General features: G+C 58.9%; 15 protein-coding genes. All 15 read right to left on the bottom strand.

What is annotated here, in order from left to right; genetic code table 11:
* Positions 1–7: 7 nt before the first annotated feature.
* The gene (locus tag Q3Y64_RS01445; RefSeq protein WP_303559639.1) at positions 8–1,273 is read right to left on the bottom strand and encodes an RsmB/NOP family class I SAM-dependent RNA methyltransferase; all 1,266 of its coding nucleotides are present in this window, start codon (positions 1,271–1,273) and stop codon (positions 8–10) included.
* A gap of 141 nt (positions 1,274–1,414) precedes the next feature.
* A complete protein-coding gene (locus Q3Y64_RS01440; protein WP_303559637.1) occupies positions 1,415–3,343 on the bottom strand; it encodes a chemotaxis protein CheA in 1,929 nt (642 codons plus the stop codon).
* Positions 3,344–3,405: 62 nt separating this feature from the next.
* The gene (cheZ, locus tag Q3Y64_RS01435) at positions 3,406–4,302 is read right to left on the bottom strand and encodes a protein phosphatase CheZ (RefSeq protein WP_101942505.1); all 897 of its coding nucleotides are present in this window, start codon (positions 4,300–4,302) and stop codon (positions 3,406–3,408) included.
* A gap of 83 nt (positions 4,303–4,385) precedes the next feature.
* Positions 4,386–4,775 carry a chemotaxis response regulator CheY gene (gene cheY, locus Q3Y64_RS01430; protein ID WP_216821720.1) on the bottom strand — a complete coding sequence of 130 codons (390 nt, stop codon included), beginning with the start codon at positions 4,773–4,775 and terminating at the stop codon, positions 4,386–4,388.
* 17 nt (positions 4,776–4,792) lie between these two features.
* Entirely contained in the window at positions 4,793–5,740 is a 948-nt protein-coding gene (locus Q3Y64_RS01425; protein ID WP_101942504.1) for a chemotaxis protein, read from the bottom strand.
* Positions 5,741–5,759: 19 nt separating this feature from the next.
* Complete coding sequence (locus Q3Y64_RS01420) at positions 5,760–6,725, bottom strand: chemotaxis protein (RefSeq protein WP_101942503.1); 966 nt, start codon at positions 6,723–6,725, stop codon at positions 5,760–5,762.
* 320 nt (positions 6,726–7,045) lie between these two features.
* Positions 7,046–7,351, bottom strand: a complete 306-nt coding sequence (locus tag Q3Y64_RS01415; RefSeq protein WP_101942502.1) for an STAS domain-containing protein — start codon at positions 7,349–7,351, stop codon at positions 7,046–7,048.
* A gap of 120 nt (positions 7,352–7,471) precedes the next feature.
* Positions 7,472–8,536: a chemotaxis response regulator protein-glutamate methylesterase gene (locus Q3Y64_RS01410; protein ID WP_101942501.1), complete on the bottom strand. Its 1,065-nt coding sequence runs from the start codon at positions 8,534–8,536 to the stop codon at positions 7,472–7,474.
* Positions 8,537–8,543: 7 nt separating this feature from the next.
* Positions 8,544–9,554, bottom strand: coding sequence for a CheR family methyltransferase (locus Q3Y64_RS01405; RefSeq protein WP_303559630.1), 1,011 nt, complete (start codon positions 9,552–9,554; stop codon positions 8,544–8,546).
* Entirely contained in the window at positions 9,541–9,954 is a 414-nt protein-coding gene (locus tag Q3Y64_RS01400) for an Hpt domain-containing protein (RefSeq protein ID WP_303559628.1), read from the bottom strand. The genes Q3Y64_RS01405 and Q3Y64_RS01400 overlap by 14 nt, the downstream gene beginning before the upstream one ends.
* Positions 9,955–9,970: 16 nt before the next feature.
* Positions 9,971–11,029, bottom strand: a complete 1,059-nt coding sequence (gene motB / locus Q3Y64_RS01395) for a flagellar motor protein MotB (RefSeq protein WP_303559626.1) — start codon at positions 11,027–11,029, stop codon at positions 9,971–9,973.
* A 33-nt stretch (positions 11,030–11,062) separates the two neighbouring features.
* Entirely contained in the window at positions 11,063–11,917 is an 855-nt protein-coding gene (gene motA, locus Q3Y64_RS01390; RefSeq protein ID WP_101942497.1) for a flagellar motor stator protein MotA, read from the bottom strand.
* Positions 11,918–12,148: 231 nt separating this feature from the next.
* Positions 12,149–12,694: a flagellar transcriptional regulator FlhC gene (gene flhC / locus Q3Y64_RS01385; RefSeq protein ID WP_101942496.1), complete on the bottom strand. Its 546-nt coding sequence runs from the start codon at positions 12,692–12,694 to the stop codon at positions 12,149–12,151.
* A 17-nt stretch (positions 12,695–12,711) separates the two neighbouring features.
* Positions 12,712–13,026, bottom strand: coding sequence for a flagellar transcriptional regulator FlhD (flhD, locus tag Q3Y64_RS01380; RefSeq protein ID WP_101942776.1), 315 nt, complete (start codon positions 13,024–13,026; stop codon positions 12,712–12,714).
* Positions 13,027–13,326: 300 nt separating this feature from the next.
* A complete protein-coding gene (locus Q3Y64_RS01375; RefSeq protein WP_303559621.1) occupies positions 13,327–15,282 on the bottom strand; it encodes a diguanylate cyclase in 1,956 nt (651 codons plus the stop codon).
* Positions 15,283–15,382: the final 100 nt, after the last annotated feature.

Here is a 15,382-nt window from a genome sequence, read left to right as displayed (position 1 = left end):
ACGATCCTCAAGCCACGCGCTCGAACACAGCAGCAAAGAAGCCATCCGTACCATGCGTCAGCGGATTGAGGCGCAAGCGCTCACCGGTATCCAGCACAACTTTCTGCTGAGCCAGTACTTCGGTGGCAGAAATCTGCTTGAACTCCGGGTGCGCTGCCAGGAAAGCATCCACGACCACATCGTTCTCGACATCCAGCAGCGAGCAGGTGGCATACACCAGACGCCCACCTTTTTTCACCAGTTTCGAGGCCGCAGTAAGGATGCTAGCCTGCTTCTCGGTAAGCTCGATCACTCCGGGCTCAGTCTGGCGCCACTTCAGATCCGGGTTGCGACGCAAGGTACCGAAGCCACTGCACGGCGCATCAACCAGCACGCGATCCATCTTGCCGGCCAGACGCTTGATGCGCGAATCGTTTTCATGGTCGATGGCGGCCGGATGGACATTGGACAACCCCGCACGCGCCAGACGCGGCTTGGCTTTCTGCAAACGCTTCTCGGACACATCGAAGGCATACAGACGGCCGGTGGAGCGCATCAGCCCGCCCAGCAGCAGGGTTTTGCCACCCGCGCCAGCACAGAAATCAGTGACCATCTCGCCACGCTTGGGCGCCACGAGGAAGCCCAGCAGCTGCGAGCCTTCGTCCTGCACTTCGAGGCTGCCGTCGAGGAAGAGCGGATGCTTTTGCAGCGAAATCTTGCTCTCCAGGCGAATGCCCAGCGGCGAGTAAGTACACGCCGTAGCCACGATGCCTTCGGCGGCAAACTGCGCCAGCACAACATCACGCTCAGCCTTAAGCGGATTCACGCGCAGATCCAGCGGACCGGGGCGATTGAAAGCTGCGGACAAAGCCAGCAGTTTCTCTTCACCAAACTGAGCTTCGAGACGCGTCGCAAGCCAGTCCGGCATATTGGTTCGCTCGCCCAGCGTCGTTGCAGTCCAGGCGGTGGACTTCACTTCGATGATCCAGTCTGACTCGTTCTTCGACAGCAGCGGATTCAGGTGGCGCTGCGAATAGCCTTCCACACGGATCAGCCAGGCCAGCACGAGCTTGCGGGCACGCACTGATTCGCCCACCACGGCCTGCAGCTGGCGCAAATTGCGCAGCACACCGTACACGGCCTCTGCAATGAAGGCACGATCACGTGCGCCAGCCTTCTTGTTGGCGCGGAAAAAACCGGACAGCACGCTGTCAGCGGGGGATTGGAAACGCAGCACGTCTTCGAGCACATCGGAGGCTGCGTCCAGTTGAGCGGAGGTTATATTCGTAGTCATGTCGTGATTATCCCATTTGTACGCGCATTCCCGCCAACCGCGATGCGCATCGCCCCCGGCATCCGCTGCGATCGCGCAAATCCCGGGCAAAAAAGAAGGCGGGCAAGCCCGCCTTCTCCCTGTCCGGACAGGTCCGACCTGTCAGGCTGCAGCTGCGATCTGGCGATGCTCCAGCAGAAGCTGCGCACGGGTCGCCACCTTCTGCTCGCCCATACCGCCAAGAAGTTCCTTCATGTCCAGAATCAGCACGATCTGGCCATTCGACAAGGTGGTGACACCTGCCACGCCCTTGGGCCGGAAATCGTCCAGCGACTTGATTACCGCATCCTCACGCCCGGCGAAGGAGTCAATCGCCAGCACGAAGCTCTGTTCGGCCGACTGCATCAGTACGCCATACTCCGGCACACGCTCCTGCGGCCAGCCCAGCAAAGCAGCCAGCGTGACGATAGGCAGGACCTCGCCGCGCACCACCATGGTGGCGCGCCCACCCAACTCCTGGACTTCCTTCGGCTCGATCGGCAGGATTTCGCGCACCATCGACAGCGGCACCGCGAAAGGTTGATCTTCGAGGCAGACCAGCAGCACCGGCAGGATGGCCAGAGTCAGCGGCAGTGAGATAACGAACTCGGTGCCCTTACCCAGCACAGACTTGATCTCGATGGAGCCATTCAGTTTCTGGATGTTGGTGCGTACCACGTCCATGCCCACGCCACGACCGGATACGTCAGAGACGGTACTGGCAGTCGAAAAGCCCGGCAGGAAGATGAGGTTGAAGCTCTGCCGCTCATCCATGGTGTTGGCCTCTTCATCCGAGATGAGGCCTTTCTCCAGCGCCTTGGCGCGCAAACGCTCCGCACTCATGCCGCGCCCGTCGTCCGCAACCACGATCACGATGTGGTCGCCCTCCTGACGGGCCTCCAGGCGCACGATGGATTTCTCCGGCTTGCCGCAGGACATGCGCTCCGCTTGCAATTCGATGCCGTGATCCACTGCATTGCGGATCAGGTGGATGATCGGGTCGGAGAGATCCTCGATCATGGTCTTGTCGATCTCGGTATCTTCGCCAGCCAGCATCATCTCGACATCCTTACCCAGCGAGCGGGCCAGATCTCGAGCAATCCGCGGATACTTCTGGAACAGGCGGCCCACCGGCTGCATCCGCGTCTTCATGACCGCATTCTGCAGATCGGAAACCAGCAAGTCGAGCTGACTCACCGCCAGATCGAGTGCATGCAGGGTATCGGTATCGTTCTTGCCGTTGAGAATGTCACTGCGCAAGGCCGTAAGCCGGTTCTTGGTCAGACCGATCTCACCGGAGAGGTTAAGCACCTGATCAAGGCGCGAGGTGTCGACGCGAATCGAGTTGTCGCGCTGTCGCTCGCCATCACGACGCCCTCCCGGGGGGCCTTGATAACCAGGCTTGTCGGTAGAACGCCGTCCCACAGCAGCCTGAATGATTTCGGCTGCCACCGTTTCATTCAGGTGAGGATCCTCCGCGGTTGCCGTAACAGGAATCTCCGGCAAACCCGCTTCACCGGGCGGCGTAACACCGGTCACCGCATGGTAGTAGGCATTCCAGTCCGGATCATTACCTCCGGAGGACACTACTGGCACGCTAGCTACAGGTACCGGCGCCGGTGCAACGACGGGCTTGGCGGAAGCCGGAGCACTGGAGAGGGTTCCTGCCAGCGCCTGCTTGAGTTGCTCGAGCAACTGAGCCTCAGCCGGCGCAGGCTGCAGGCCACGCTCAAGATCACCGAACATGGAACGCACGGCAGCAGTGGCACCGAGAATCACGTCCAGCATCTCAGGGCCGACCTTCAGTTCCCCCGTTCGCAACTTGTCGAACAGGTTCTCTGTCAGGTGGCACAAGGTCACCAGTTCAGCTGCATTGAGGAAACCCGCACCACCCTTGATGGTGTGGAACCCCCTGAAGATCTCGTTGAGCAGATGCAGATCATTGGGATTGCGCTCAAGGTCGACAAGCTTGTTATCGACCCCGGACAGCAGATCCCCGGCTTCAATCAAGAAATCCTGCAACAGATCTTCCATTCCCGCGAAATCGCTCATGGCTGACTCCGGTTGTGTGCTGATGAATCAAACCTGTGCCCGGTACATGTAATGACCGGCATTCAGAACCCCAGGCTGTCGAGCAGATCGTCGACCTGTTCCTGGCTGGTAACTACGTCTTCGCGCCCTTCGGCATTGACCACCGGGCCATTGAGCAAACCATCCTCGGCAGCCACCCGCTTGCTCTCAGGCATGATGTCGATCAGCACCTTAAGCAGGCCGTTCTCCATCTTGCTGGCCATGTCCACGATCTTCTTGATGACCTGGCCAGTAAGATCCTGGAAGTCCTGCGCCATCATGATTTCAAGCAGCTGCTCGTTGACGATCTTGCTGTCTTTCGCAGACTGATCAAGGAAGCTGCGCGTATCGGCGGCAAGCAGCTTGAATTCCGCCACGGACAGTTCCTTGTTGTAGAGCTTCGACCAGCGCGAACCAAGCTCGCTGGATTGCGTCTCGATGCGATCCTGAATCGGCTTAGCGATGTCCGTAGCATTCAGCACGCGACTAGCGGCCTGCTCGGTCATCTGAGAGATATAGGAGAGGCGCTGGCGTGCGTCGGGCAGCTTCTCAGCGGTCTCCTCCAGCATCCGGTCATAACCGAGCTGGCGGATGGTGTCGTGCAGCAAGCGCGTGAGCTGTCCGATCTGCAGGAAAGCCTGCTGATGCCGCTCCTCTGGCGACATGCTGGACGCTGCCGCCACCACTTCCTTCAGATTGACCGCGTCCTCTACCGGATCTGCCGGTGTGGCTGCGACAGCCGCACCACCACTCGCAACACTGTCAAACAGCGCCTGCAAGTCATCAGAATCCCCTTCATCCTTGACTACCTGTGCAACTGCCTTCGCTACCGCCGGGCTCACCGGCGCCGCAGCCGGCTCGGCAGTGTCCGTTATCGAATCGAACAGCGCTTGCAGTTCGTCGTTATCACCAGATTCGTCCGCTTTCAGCCGTTTGGCCATGGTATCGGCTCCTAAGTCTTTTCAGTCCGCTGCGAGCCGGGGAGTCCCCGTACAGGCTCGCGATGTATCGCCTGAATGCAGGCTCACTTGCCCATCTTCTCGAAGATCTTGCCGAGCTTCTCGGAGAGGGTCGCCGCCGTGAAAGGCTTGACGATGTAGCCGCTAGCGCCGGCCTGGGCCGCTTCGATGATGTTCTCCTTCTTGGCCTCGGCAGTAATCATCAGCACGGGCAGATGCGAGAGCTGGGCATTGGCACGAATGGCCTTGAGCAACTCGATACCGGTCATGTTGGGCATGTTCCAGTCGGTCACCACAAAGTCAAACCCCCCTGCCGTGAGTTTCTGCATGGCTACGACGCCGTCTTCCGCCTCATCGACGTTGGTGTATCCCAACTCCTTGAGGAGGTTGCGCACAATCCGACGCATTGTCGAAAAGTCGTCCACCACCAGGAATTTCATTTTCGGATCGGACATGATTGGTTTTCTCCGGATTAGTCCTTGTAGGCCTTCAAAAGATACGGGCGCAAAGTCTCGGCCAGTATCTCTGCATCAAATTTGGCAACATAGGCATCCACCCCTACCGCCTTGCCCATCGAGCGATTAGCCTCGGATGAGAGAGATGAATGCATGACGACCGGGATGCCATCGAAGCGCGGGTCGTTCTTGATATTGCGGGTGAGCACGTAGCCATCCATCTCGGGCATTTCGGCATCTACCAGAATCATGCTGATCTCGTCGCTCAGGCGGCGCTTCTGCTGCTGCGCGTGAGTGGCCATGCCATCGAGTCGCGTCCAGGCTTCCAGACCATTGAGTGCGTGCTTGTGGCGAACGCCGAGTTTGTCGAGCACTTCAGCAATCTTCTTGCGTGCAATCGCCGAGTCATCCACGAAGAAGATGTTGACCTCGACATCCCGGTCCAGCGCCATGATCTGCCCCACCGGAGCCTCGCCGAAGGTCTGCGAAAGGATGGTCTCCACATCGAGAATGGAGACGAGCTTGCCATCGGCCAGTTCGGTGATCGCGGTAATGTAGTTCTGAGTGGTGCCGGCCATATTTTCGGGCTGACGCACCTTGTCCCACTCAACCCGGATGATGCGATCCACGTCATGCACCAAGAAGCCAAGCGTGCGCTTGCTGTATTCAGTGACCATCATCGAACCGCCCAGACCTTGTCCCGGCTTGGCAATACCAAGGATCTTGGCCAGCGACAGCACCGGAATCACGTTGCCGCGCAAGGAGATCAAGCCTTCCACCCCGGTTGGCATATTGGGCGCACGGGTGATGAAAGGCGTCTTGGAAACCTCACGCACCTTGAACACGTTGATACCGAAGGTTTCATTGGTACCAAGCGCGAAGAGCAGGATTTCCATCCGGTTGGAGCCCGCCAGTTTGGTGCGGGCATCTACGGCTTCGAGCAGATTGGGGTTTGCGTTTTCCATGACGATCCCTTGCTATCGATCAGGCCAGAGCCTCAGGGTTTTCTTCCGGTGCCAGCATGGCGCGAACTGCGCCCGCCAAGCGATGCGGCTCGAACTTGGGCACGTAACCATCCACCCCGACAGACTTGCCCAGCGTCTGATTCGAACTACTGGAAAGCGAGGAGTGCATCAGCACCGGCACCCCATCAAACCGGGGGTCGGTCTTGATTTTCTTGGTGAGGATGTAGCCATCCATTTCCGGCATCTCGACATCTGTCAGCACCAGATGCAGGATCTCCCACACCTTGCGGCCAGTCAGCTCGGCATGCTTGGCAATGCGTTCGAGCTCATCCCAAGCCGCCCGGCCATTGACCGCCGCGATTTGTTTGACGTTCAGTGCATCGAGCGTCTTTTCGATCTGCTTGCGGGCCACGGAGGAATCATCCGCATAGAGCACAGTGAAATCGCGTTTGAGCGGCTGAATGTCCTTGAAGAGATAGTCATCGTCGATCTTGGTGGTCTCCGCCAGCACCTTTTCGACGTCCAGCATCATGATCAGCCGATTGCCTTCAAGTTCAGTCACGGCAGTCACCAGCCCCCCCATGCGGCTGGTCATCATGTCCGGCGGAATGCGCATCTGCTCCCAATCCAGACGCAGGATGGTATCCACTGCTTCGACCAGGAAACCCTGGGTGTGGCCGTTGTACTCGGTCACGATCATGATCTCGCGCTTGCCGTCCGGATCAATCCCGCAATACTTGGCCAGATCCACAATCGGCACCAGCTGGCCACGCAGGGACACCATCCCCTCCACGCCATCCTGCATCTCCGGTGCCGCAGTAATCGGCGGCGTGCGCATCACCTCACGCACTTTGAATACGTTGATGCCGAAGCTCTCCTTGCGCCCGGTGCGCATATCGGTACCGAGTGAAAAAAGCAGAATTTCCAGCTTGTTGGTGCCGGCAAGCCGCGTACGTGCATCAATGTTCTTCAGCAATTCCGACATGGTGTTCTCCACGTGTTCTTGTCCGCCGCGTTCTGACTGGATGAGCCAGAGCGTTGCCCCTGAGGGTTTTACGGCACCCGGCGGATGAACTTGAGTGGGTCAGAAGCGGCACTGCCCAACGCGCTGCGAGCCTTGCCTGCCATGAAGCCACCCACGCCGGGTGCGATGCGCCGGGCACGTAAAGGCTCAACGCACCGAATGAATATCGGTCGCGCCGGAAACAACTTGAGAGGGAAAAAACAGCCGGAACTTCAGGGCAGGAGGACTGCCCCGCCCCGCAGACTTTCGCCGCAGGGCAGGCTTTCAACTGAGCAGGACGCTCAGCTGATAGAGAAAAGCTTGGAGAAATTAGCGATATCAAGCACCTGGCGTACACTGCCCTTCACGCCAACCAGCGCCACATCCTTGTTGGCAGCCTTAGCCTTGTCGCGCAGCATCAACAGCATGCCCAGCGCCGAACTATCGAGGTAGGACACATCTCCCAGATCCACTTGCAGCGGTTTGCTGCCAGCCTGTCCGAGCAGATTATCCACCGCATCGCGGAATTCACGGTGCGCCTTGAAATCGAAGCGCCCTCCCAGTCGCAGCACTGCTTGCGAATCATTTACCGTGACTTGAGCTTCCATCGAGATTCTCCCGTTACTCCAAGCTGTTCAAATTCAAATTTGGCACGCACAGCGCCTGTACCTACTGGCCGATTACGTCATCTGCCGCCGCAGCTTGAGACATTATGCCCAGCCGGGTGCCTACGTGCCACGCAAACTATTGATCACCCGTGCTGGAATCTCGCACAGAGGGGCTATTTCATTGGCTGCGCCATTCAGCGTAGCCTCACGCGGCATCCCCCACACCACACAACTTTCCTGATCCTGACAGATATTCCAGGCACCTGCTTTGCGCATCTCCAACATTCCGGCAGCGCCATCCTTGCCCATCCCGGTCAGCATCACGCCGACGGCATGTTTGCCGACTTCACGTGCGCCGGCGTGGAACAGTACATCAACCGACGGCCGGTGACGATTGACAGCCGACTCACGCGAGAGCTCGCAGCGAAATCCGCCTGCAACCCGCCGCACCAGCAAGTGCGAGTGGCCGGGCGCAATATAAACCGTACCGGGCTTGACTGGCTCACCATCGTCAGCTTCTTTCACCGTCAGGGCACACAAACCGTCAAGACGCCGCGCAAACGAACCGGTAAACATCTCCGGCATGTGCTGCACGATCAGGATGCCTGGCATTTTCTCAGGCAGCGCCGTGAGCAATGCCCGCAGCGCTTCTGTCCCTCCCGTAGACGCACCAATCAGAACCAGACGCTCCTGCAACACCCTTGCGGGCAGGTGAACATCCAGTGGTATCGAGCGTCCTGCAGGGCGCTGACCAGTTCCCGCAACAGGCCGGGCAGGCCTGCGGGCCTGCCGAGCTATCCGGATTTTTTCGCAGATTTCGTTGGCGCAGGCATGAATGTTAGCAAGCGGATCGAGCTTGGGTTTTGATACATAGTCAATTGCCCCCAATTCGAGTGCCCGCAAGGCAACTTCGGAGTCGCGCTCGGTGAGCGCAGACACCATCACCACCGGCATTGGGTCGCTGCGCATCAGTTGCTCGAGAAAAGCGATTCCGTCCATGCCCGGCATATCCACGTCGAGCGTGATCACCTCGGGCCGCAGCGCCCGGATCAGGGTGCCGGCTTCCTGAGCGTTACGCGCTGTACCCGCCACCTGAAGATCCGGTGCAGCATTGATGATCTCGGCCAGCAAGGAACGCATGAGGGCCGAATCATCCACCACCAGCACGCGGGTTTTGCTTGTCATGAGCGCCTCAGGGCTTGCTCACCGCTTGGTCCGCACGGGCATAGACGGTACGACCAAGAGAACGGAAGAGCTTGGCCGCATGGATGAAGTTCTCCGAATGGCCTGCATACATCAAACCGTTTGGCTGAAGCAAGCCAACGAAGCGTTCCAAGATCTTGTACTGCGTGGGCTTATCGAAATAGATCATCACGTTGCGGCAAAAGATCGCATCAAAGCCCTCACGCAACGCCCACTTAGGATCGAGCAGATTGATCTGACGGAAGGTAATCAGGCGGGTGAGTTCAGGGCGTACCCGCACATGACCATCCTGCTCTCCGGTGCCGCGCAGAAAAAAACGCTGCACCCGTTCGCGACTCAGGCGTTCAACTCTGTCGGCGGTGTAGATGCCCTTCTGGCCATGCGCCAGCACATTGGTATCAAGATCAGAGGCGATGATTTCCACCGGAGGATTGTTGCCGAAGACTTCGCAGGCGGTGATCGCCAGTGAGTACGGTTCTTCTCCAGTGGAGGCAGCACTACACCAAATGCGGAAAGGTCGGCGATCGGGACTCTTGCGCATCTGCTCCGCAAGCAGATCGAAGTGATGCGCCTCGCGGAAAAAAGAAGTCAGGTTAGTGGTGAGTGCATTGACGAAAGCCTCCCACTCGGCAGGGCCACCACTGCGCTCGAGGTGATCGAGGTATTCGGTGAAGCGCTTGAGATTGAGCACCCGCAAACGTCGCGCAAGACGGCTATAAACCATATCCTGCTTCACGGGCGACAGCGATATGCCTGCGTGCTTATAGATCAGGCTGCGTACCCGTTCGAAATCCTGCGCAGTAAACTCGAATTCACGTCCACCCGTGTCGATCCGCTTGAGCGTATCGTTGATCTGCACACGGGACGCCGCACCGGCAGCCCCTCCTCCCCCGACAGGCAACGCCGAAGGGCGCGGTGTAGCGCTGACACTGGCCCGGACTGGAGTGGTGGAAGCAAGGCCGCCAAGGCCAGATAGGCCAGGCTTGTTACGCTCGTTCATTACAAACTCCTTGTTGCAGTTGCCAACGCTGCAATTGGATGGCCACAGCCTGCGCCGCACCTGCATCGGTGCCCAGCCCTCGCAAACGGGCATCCAGCAATTTCTCCAGCAGCTGACGTGCTGCATGGCAATCGGCAATGAACGCAGAATTCTGCGCGTCATACCCCTTCCCCGCATGACGCAGGGCATATTCCAGCTCGGCCGCCAGGGCTCCGATCTCGTTGAAACCGAAAGCGCCACTATTGCCTTTGATGCAATGAGCAGCCCGGGATGCAGCATCCGCCGTAGCTGCATCCCATCCATCCTGCAGAAGATGTTCAAGACTCTCAGTCAGCCGTTGCACACAGAAGGCTGACTCTTCGAAGTACTGAGGCAGGTAGCGGCTCAGATCGATTTCCATCCTCAGCCCCCAATTCTCAGCGGCGGCGCGGCAACTGCGGAATGCCGGCAGCGGGATCCAGAATCTGCCGGGCTCCCTCCACGATGGGCGCCGGCTCCAAGGGCTGATCAGCCTGAACATCCAGACTACCGCCCTCCTGCCGCATAGCGTCTTCGGTGCGTTTGTTCATCACGATCAGCGTGATGCGCCGGTTGATCGGATTGAAGGGATCGCTGCGATCCAGCGGGATGGTGGACGAGAGGCCCACAACTCGCATGATCTTGCCTTCATCCATACTTCCGGCAATCAGCTCGCGACGCGAGGCATTGGCGCGATTGGCAGATAGCTCCCAATTGGAGAAGCCACGATTGCCACCGGCATACTGGGAGGCATCGGTATGCCCGGAGATACTGACCTTGTTCTCAACCTGATTAAGTACCTGACCAATCGCCCGCACGATGGACTTGGTGTAGGGCTTCATCTCAGCCCCGCCGGAATCGAACATCGGCCGATTCTGCTCATCCACGATCTGAATGCGCAAACCCTCGGAAGTGAGGTCCAGCAAGAGTTGGCGCTTGAACTGGCGCAAGTCTGGCGAAGCCTCTATCACCGCTTCAAGCTTGGCCTTTACATCCTGCAGGCGCAGGCGCTCCTCTTTCTCAAGCGCCTCCTGCATGGCCTTCTTATCCATCTGCGCCTTGCTATCGGGCATCAGCTCCTGAGCATTACCCGCAACCGCCTGTGAATCAGCCGGAGCGACCTTCACTTCATTGATTTTCTTGCTTTCTTGATAGCTGCTCTTGGCAATCTGGCCCACAGACTTGGTGAGATCCTGCCCCCCCCCCTGGATCGGTGAGGTCGCGCTACCAGAGCCAGGCCCCCCTGCCAGTGAGACCTTGAGCGGATTCTGGAAGAAATCCGCAATACCTTTCATGTCGCCCTTGGTCGTCGAACCAAGCAGCCACATCAGCAAAAAGAAAGCCATCATGGCCGTCACGAAGTCCGCATAGGCGATCTTCCAGGCACCACCGTGCGCACCGCTGCCGCCCTTCTTGATGCGCTTGACGATGATGGGTTGTTGGTTGTCGCCGCTCATGACTCCTGTGCCCCTGGTATGCCGGAATGCCGCTTATTTCTTGCGGCTCTTTATTTCGCTTTCCAGCTCGGAAAAGCCTGGACGATCCGACGAGAACAAGACCTTGCGCCCGAACTCCACGGCAACCTGCGGCGCATAGCCACCCATACTGGCCAGCAATACCACCTTGATGCACTGGTAGATCTTGGCACCCTCTTCGCACTTTTGCTCCAGCTGCGAGGCAATCGGCGCCACGAAACCGTAAGACACCAAAATACCGAGGAAGGTACCCACCAGCGCACCGCCAATCATCTTGCCCAGCACCGCCGGTGGCTCACCCACGGACCCCATCACATTCACCACCCCCATCACCGCCACCACGATACCGAAGGCAGGTGTGGCATCGCCAGTTTTGGACCAGATATGCGCTGGCGCATGCGCTTCGGTATGGTGAGTCTCAATTTCCATGTCCATCAGATTTTCGAGCTCAAAAGCATTCAGATTGCCGCCCACCATCATGCGCAGGTAATCGCAGAGAAATTCGACTGCATGGTGGTCGTGCAGGAAAGCCGGATATTTGGAAAAGATCGGGCTGGAATCCGGATTCTCGATATCGTTCTCGATCGACATCAGGCCTTCCTTGCGCACTTTCGCCAGAATCTCGAAGAGCATAGCTAGCAGCTCAATGTAGAAGGCCTTGCTATAGGGCGAAGGTTTGAAGAGGGTCGGCAGCGCAGCCAGAGCAGCCTTAGTGTTGCGCATCGAGTTACCCGCCACCAGGCCCCCGATGGTCAGGCCCACAATAGCGATGTACTCCAGCGGCACAAAGAGCGCGGCAAGACTGCCGTGCACCGCATAAGTGCCGACGGAAGCCGCAAGAATGATCACATAGCCAACGATCAGGAGCATCGCGGAAGCCTTGTACGATACGAATCAAACCGACTGGACGAAGGGCTCACCACACGCCCCCGAACCTGCCGCATCACCCGGACGACAGAAACTTGCCCGGACCAGTATGGGTATCGGCCCCAGTACACAAAACTTGACGCATCCGATGGGCAAAAAAAACCGCTGGACCTGCCAGCGGCTTGCAATGCCCTGCCTGCGCAGAGCCGGGGAAACAGAGAGGAGGATTAATTCTCAGGCGACGGCGCTGCGCGTGTCGCGCATCGGGCGCTTACCCTTGCCTGCACGGGCCGGGACATGACACAGGCCACAGACATAATCGTGAGTCGGGTCAAACGCATGAGCGACAAAGCTGCCGCCACACTTCGTACAACGGCTTTGCTGCAACATCTTGGCTTCGAAGAAGCGCACCAAAGTCCAGGCCCGGGTCAGGCTCAGCACCTGTTCAAGATCGTTGGCCTCGACCTGTTCGCGATACATGCGGAAAGCCTGCAGCGTGGCTGCCAGGCCTTGCAGACCGGTGTTTTGGGTCACGAAGCCGCGCAGTGACATGTAAAGAGAGGCGTGCACGTTTTGCTGCCATGGAATGAACCAGTCCGTGGAGAAGGGCAGCATGCCCTTGGGCGGTGATTCGCCTCGGATCTCCTTATAGAGCTTGAGCAGTCGCTCACGCGACAGGCCGGTTTCCGACTCCAGCATCTGCATGCGGGCGCCCAGCTCGATCATCTCGATCGCGAGCTGGGTTTCCTGCGCATCCTGAACCAAACTTTTCATCCGCATGACAGTCTCCCAAGCCCTCAGGCCAGATGTTCGACCGGCTTGGTGGTGGCCAGAATGGTGGCGTGAATGCGCGCAGCTGCATTCTCGCGGCCATGATTGCCAAGCAGATTCAGCAACAGAGTGTCGTCAAAACGGAAGCGGCACAGCAGCATATCGCTGGAGGCCATACGCAGAATTTGCGCCGGAGAAAGGTTCTGGATAATGTCGGCAACATCTTCACCGATGCCGAGCTTGAACATTGCGCCCGCACGATCAGCCTGGATCAGCTGCTGGGACAGCATCAGATAGGAAAGATTGAGTTCCCGGATTTCGCTGCTCACGTCCATTTTCATGATCACCTCCACTGCGTTTTGAAGAAGCCCTGTTTTCGGGCTCTATGGGATTGCATTGTGGCCCGCAAGGGGGCGACAACCAATCAGGCAGCGTCGGAAAATGCTGTAGCAATAGACGACAGCAGGCATGTAGGAATGCTACCTACATGCCAAGCGCAGACGGGTACGGAAGGGCAGATCGAAGTGACTTTACGGCCTTAGTGTTCGGGTTTACGACTGGGCCAGGCAGAACTTTAGGGCAGCCTGTGAAATTTTTTCCAGCCCGCAAACGGCGGCCCGCCACAGGCGGTTTTCCAGCATTCAGGCCATACCGCTGCCTGCTGGGCGCAACTGCGGCGCAGCCACCCGGTTCCGGCCAGCCTGCTTGGCCATGTAAAGGCCTTGATCTGCTCGCTTGAGCAGACTCTCGGCATCGGGAATGGCAGCATCCCGACAGGACACCCCGGCACTCACGCTCAGCTTCAGATGCAACAGACCGGAGGAAAGCTGCGCCTCATCTACAGCACGACGTACCCGCTCAGCACACACCATGGCCGCTTCAATACTGGAGTCCGGACAGAGGACCACGAACTCATCACCACCCATGCGCGCAACCAGATCATGAGTGCGCACCGCGCTGCGAATCGCTACCGCCACCTGGCGCAGGGCCGAGTCGCCAGCGTCGTGACCATAGGTGTCATTGATCTGCTTGAAGTGATCCACGTCCAGCATGATGCAGGCCAGCGGACGCTTGCTGCGCAACGAGGCAGCCCACTCCTGCACCAGGCGCTCGCTGAAAAAACGGCGATTGGGGAAGCCAGTCAGCGCATCAGTCAGCGCGACCTCCTGCAGGCGGCGATTACTCACCGCCAGCTCAGCCGCAAAATGACGGATTTCCTCGCGATCCTGTTCGATCTCACCATGTAGGGACGAAAGGCGCTTGCCAGCGCTCAGCCGAGCCAGCAACAGACGATGTGCCACAGGCTTGGCCAGCATGTCGTCGGCGCCGGCATCAAAAGCCTCCAGCGCCATTTCCTCGTTGTTGCAATCGCCCATCACGAGCACATAAATACCGCGCCCGATGCGCGTCTTGCGCAAGGTAAGCAGCAGCTCGGTAGCGCTTACATCAGGCATCTGCCAGCCAAGGAGCATCATGTCGGGACAAAAATCGAGCGCTAGCTCGGTCGCCGAAAAACCGTCGCGGGCTTCAGCCACCTCATAACCTGCTTCCAGCAGAACCTGACGCAACTCCTGACGCACCTCATCCACCGCATCCACCAGCAGCACCCGCAGAGCACGCGACACTGGCGATGTCCCGTCAGGAGAGGTTGTGGCTTCAACCGCAACAGAGAGCGGAGGGCTCGGCGGACGCAACAGGCGCTCGAAGGGCGGCAGTTGCTCCGCATGCACATGGAGCAAAGCGCCCCACTCCACCCACTCAGCCACCACGCCATCCGCCAGTACAGCAACGGCCTCCTCATCAAAGGACAAGCGCGAACCAGCCATCTTGAGGCTCTGCATCATGGCCGGACGCTCAGCCTCGGGCGCCATGCACAGGACACTCATCTGGCGCGCAAGACTCAACGAGAGGCTCAGGGTCGCGTCACGCGAGCCTTCCGGATGCGAACTCTCAAGGCCGGAGGCCACACAAAAGGCTGCATCCGTAAACAGACGCGGCAAGCCCCAGTCCGCCAGCATGGCGGCACCAAGCTCCGCATTAGTCATGGCAAAACTGCGCGATTCAAGCGCCAGCAGGCGGGCGATGTCGCCCCCCGCATCGTGGCAGATGACGGCATAGTCGTGCGGATAGAGTGTCGCCAGCGCCAGCTCGCCGACCCTTGCCAGCAAACCCAGGCAATAGGTTTCATCCGGCGCGGCAACCCGGGTGCGCAAGGTAACCGCCTGCAGGGCCACTGCGGAAAGCAAGGAAGTCGACCAGTAGCGGCCGTAGTCGAACCCCTCGCAAGCACCGCTGCGGTGGTTGTTGAGCAACGAGAAGCCCAGAGCCATATTGCGGACGGCCGGCATACCCAGCACGGTCAGGGCATCCTGCACGGACACGACCGGACGACGACCATAGCCGATCACACCATTAGCAGCCTTGATAAGGCGGCCGACAAAAGCGGGGTCGGTGCGGATGAGCTGGGCAAGCTCCGCCATCGAACACTCATCCAGCTGCGTCATGCGCATCACGGCCAGGGCAACGCCCTTGGGTGAGGGCAGATCGCCAGAAGCCTTGAGTTGTTCGAAACGGGAAACGTCGATCGGGGGAGCCATGAAAAGTCGGAGTCCTGCAAACCGGGTTGAAGCCGGCCACTCATGGCCAGCGCAAGCAATCGATCCGGTTAACGACAGAATGCGCCGAAGCTTGACCGCA

It is taken from the genome of Uliginosibacterium sp. 31-12, assembly GCF_030548425.1.
In the GTDB taxonomy this organism is placed as follows: Bacteria; Pseudomonadota; Gammaproteobacteria; order Burkholderiales; family Rhodocyclaceae; genus Uliginosibacterium; species Uliginosibacterium aquaticum.
This window is presented reverse-complemented; position numbering and strand designations above follow the sequence as displayed.

Coding starts and splice junctions, on each gene's coding strand:
- Q3Y64_RS01445 (WP_303559639.1), bottom strand. CDS start 1,273: ATGACTACGAATATAACCTCCGCTCAACTGGACGCAGCCTCCGATGTG.
- Q3Y64_RS01440 (WP_303559637.1), bottom strand. CDS start 3,343: ATGAGCGATTTCGCGGGAATGGAAGATCTGTTGCAGGATTTCTTGATT.
- cheZ (WP_101942505.1), bottom strand. CDS start 4,302: ATGGCCAAACGGCTGAAAGCGGACGAATCTGGTGATAACGACGAACTG.
- cheY (WP_216821720.1), bottom strand. CDS start 4,775: ATGTCCGATCCGAAAATGAAATTCCTGGTGGTGGACGACTTTTCGACA.
- Q3Y64_RS01425 (WP_101942504.1), bottom strand. CDS start 5,740: ATGGAAAACGCAAACCCCAATCTGCTCGAAGCCGTAGATGCCCGCACC.
- Q3Y64_RS01420 (WP_101942503.1), bottom strand. CDS start 6,725: ATGTCGGAATTGCTGAAGAACATTGATGCACGTACGCGGCTTGCCGGC.
- Q3Y64_RS01415 (WP_101942502.1), bottom strand. CDS start 7,351: ATGGAAGCTCAAGTCACGGTAAATGATTCGCAAGCAGTGCTGCGACTG.
- Q3Y64_RS01410 (WP_101942501.1), bottom strand. CDS start 8,536: ATGACAAGCAAAACCCGCGTGCTGGTGGTGGATGATTCGGCCCTCATG.
- Q3Y64_RS01405 (WP_303559630.1), bottom strand. CDS start 9,554: ATGAACGAGCGTAACAAGCCTGGCCTATCTGGCCTTGGCGGCCTTGCT.
- Q3Y64_RS01400 (WP_303559628.1), bottom strand. CDS start 9,954: ATGGAAATCGATCTGAGCCGCTACCTGCCTCAGTACTTCGAAGAGTCA.
- motB (WP_303559626.1), bottom strand. CDS start 11,029: ATGAGCGGCGACAACCAACAACCCATCATCGTCAAGCGCATCAAGAAG.
- motA (WP_101942497.1), bottom strand. CDS start 11,917: ATGCTCCTGATCGTTGGCTATGTGATCATTCTTGCGGCTTCCGTCGGC.
- flhC (WP_101942496.1), bottom strand. CDS start 12,694: ATGCGGATGAAAAGTTTGGTTCAGGATGCGCAGGAAACCCAGCTCGCG.
- flhD (WP_101942776.1), bottom strand. CDS start 13,026: ATGAAAATGGACGTGAGCAGCGAAATCCGGGAACTCAATCTTTCCTAT.
- Q3Y64_RS01375 (WP_303559621.1), bottom strand. CDS start 15,282: ATGGCTCCCCCGATCGACGTTTCCCGTTTCGAACAACTCAAGGCTTCT.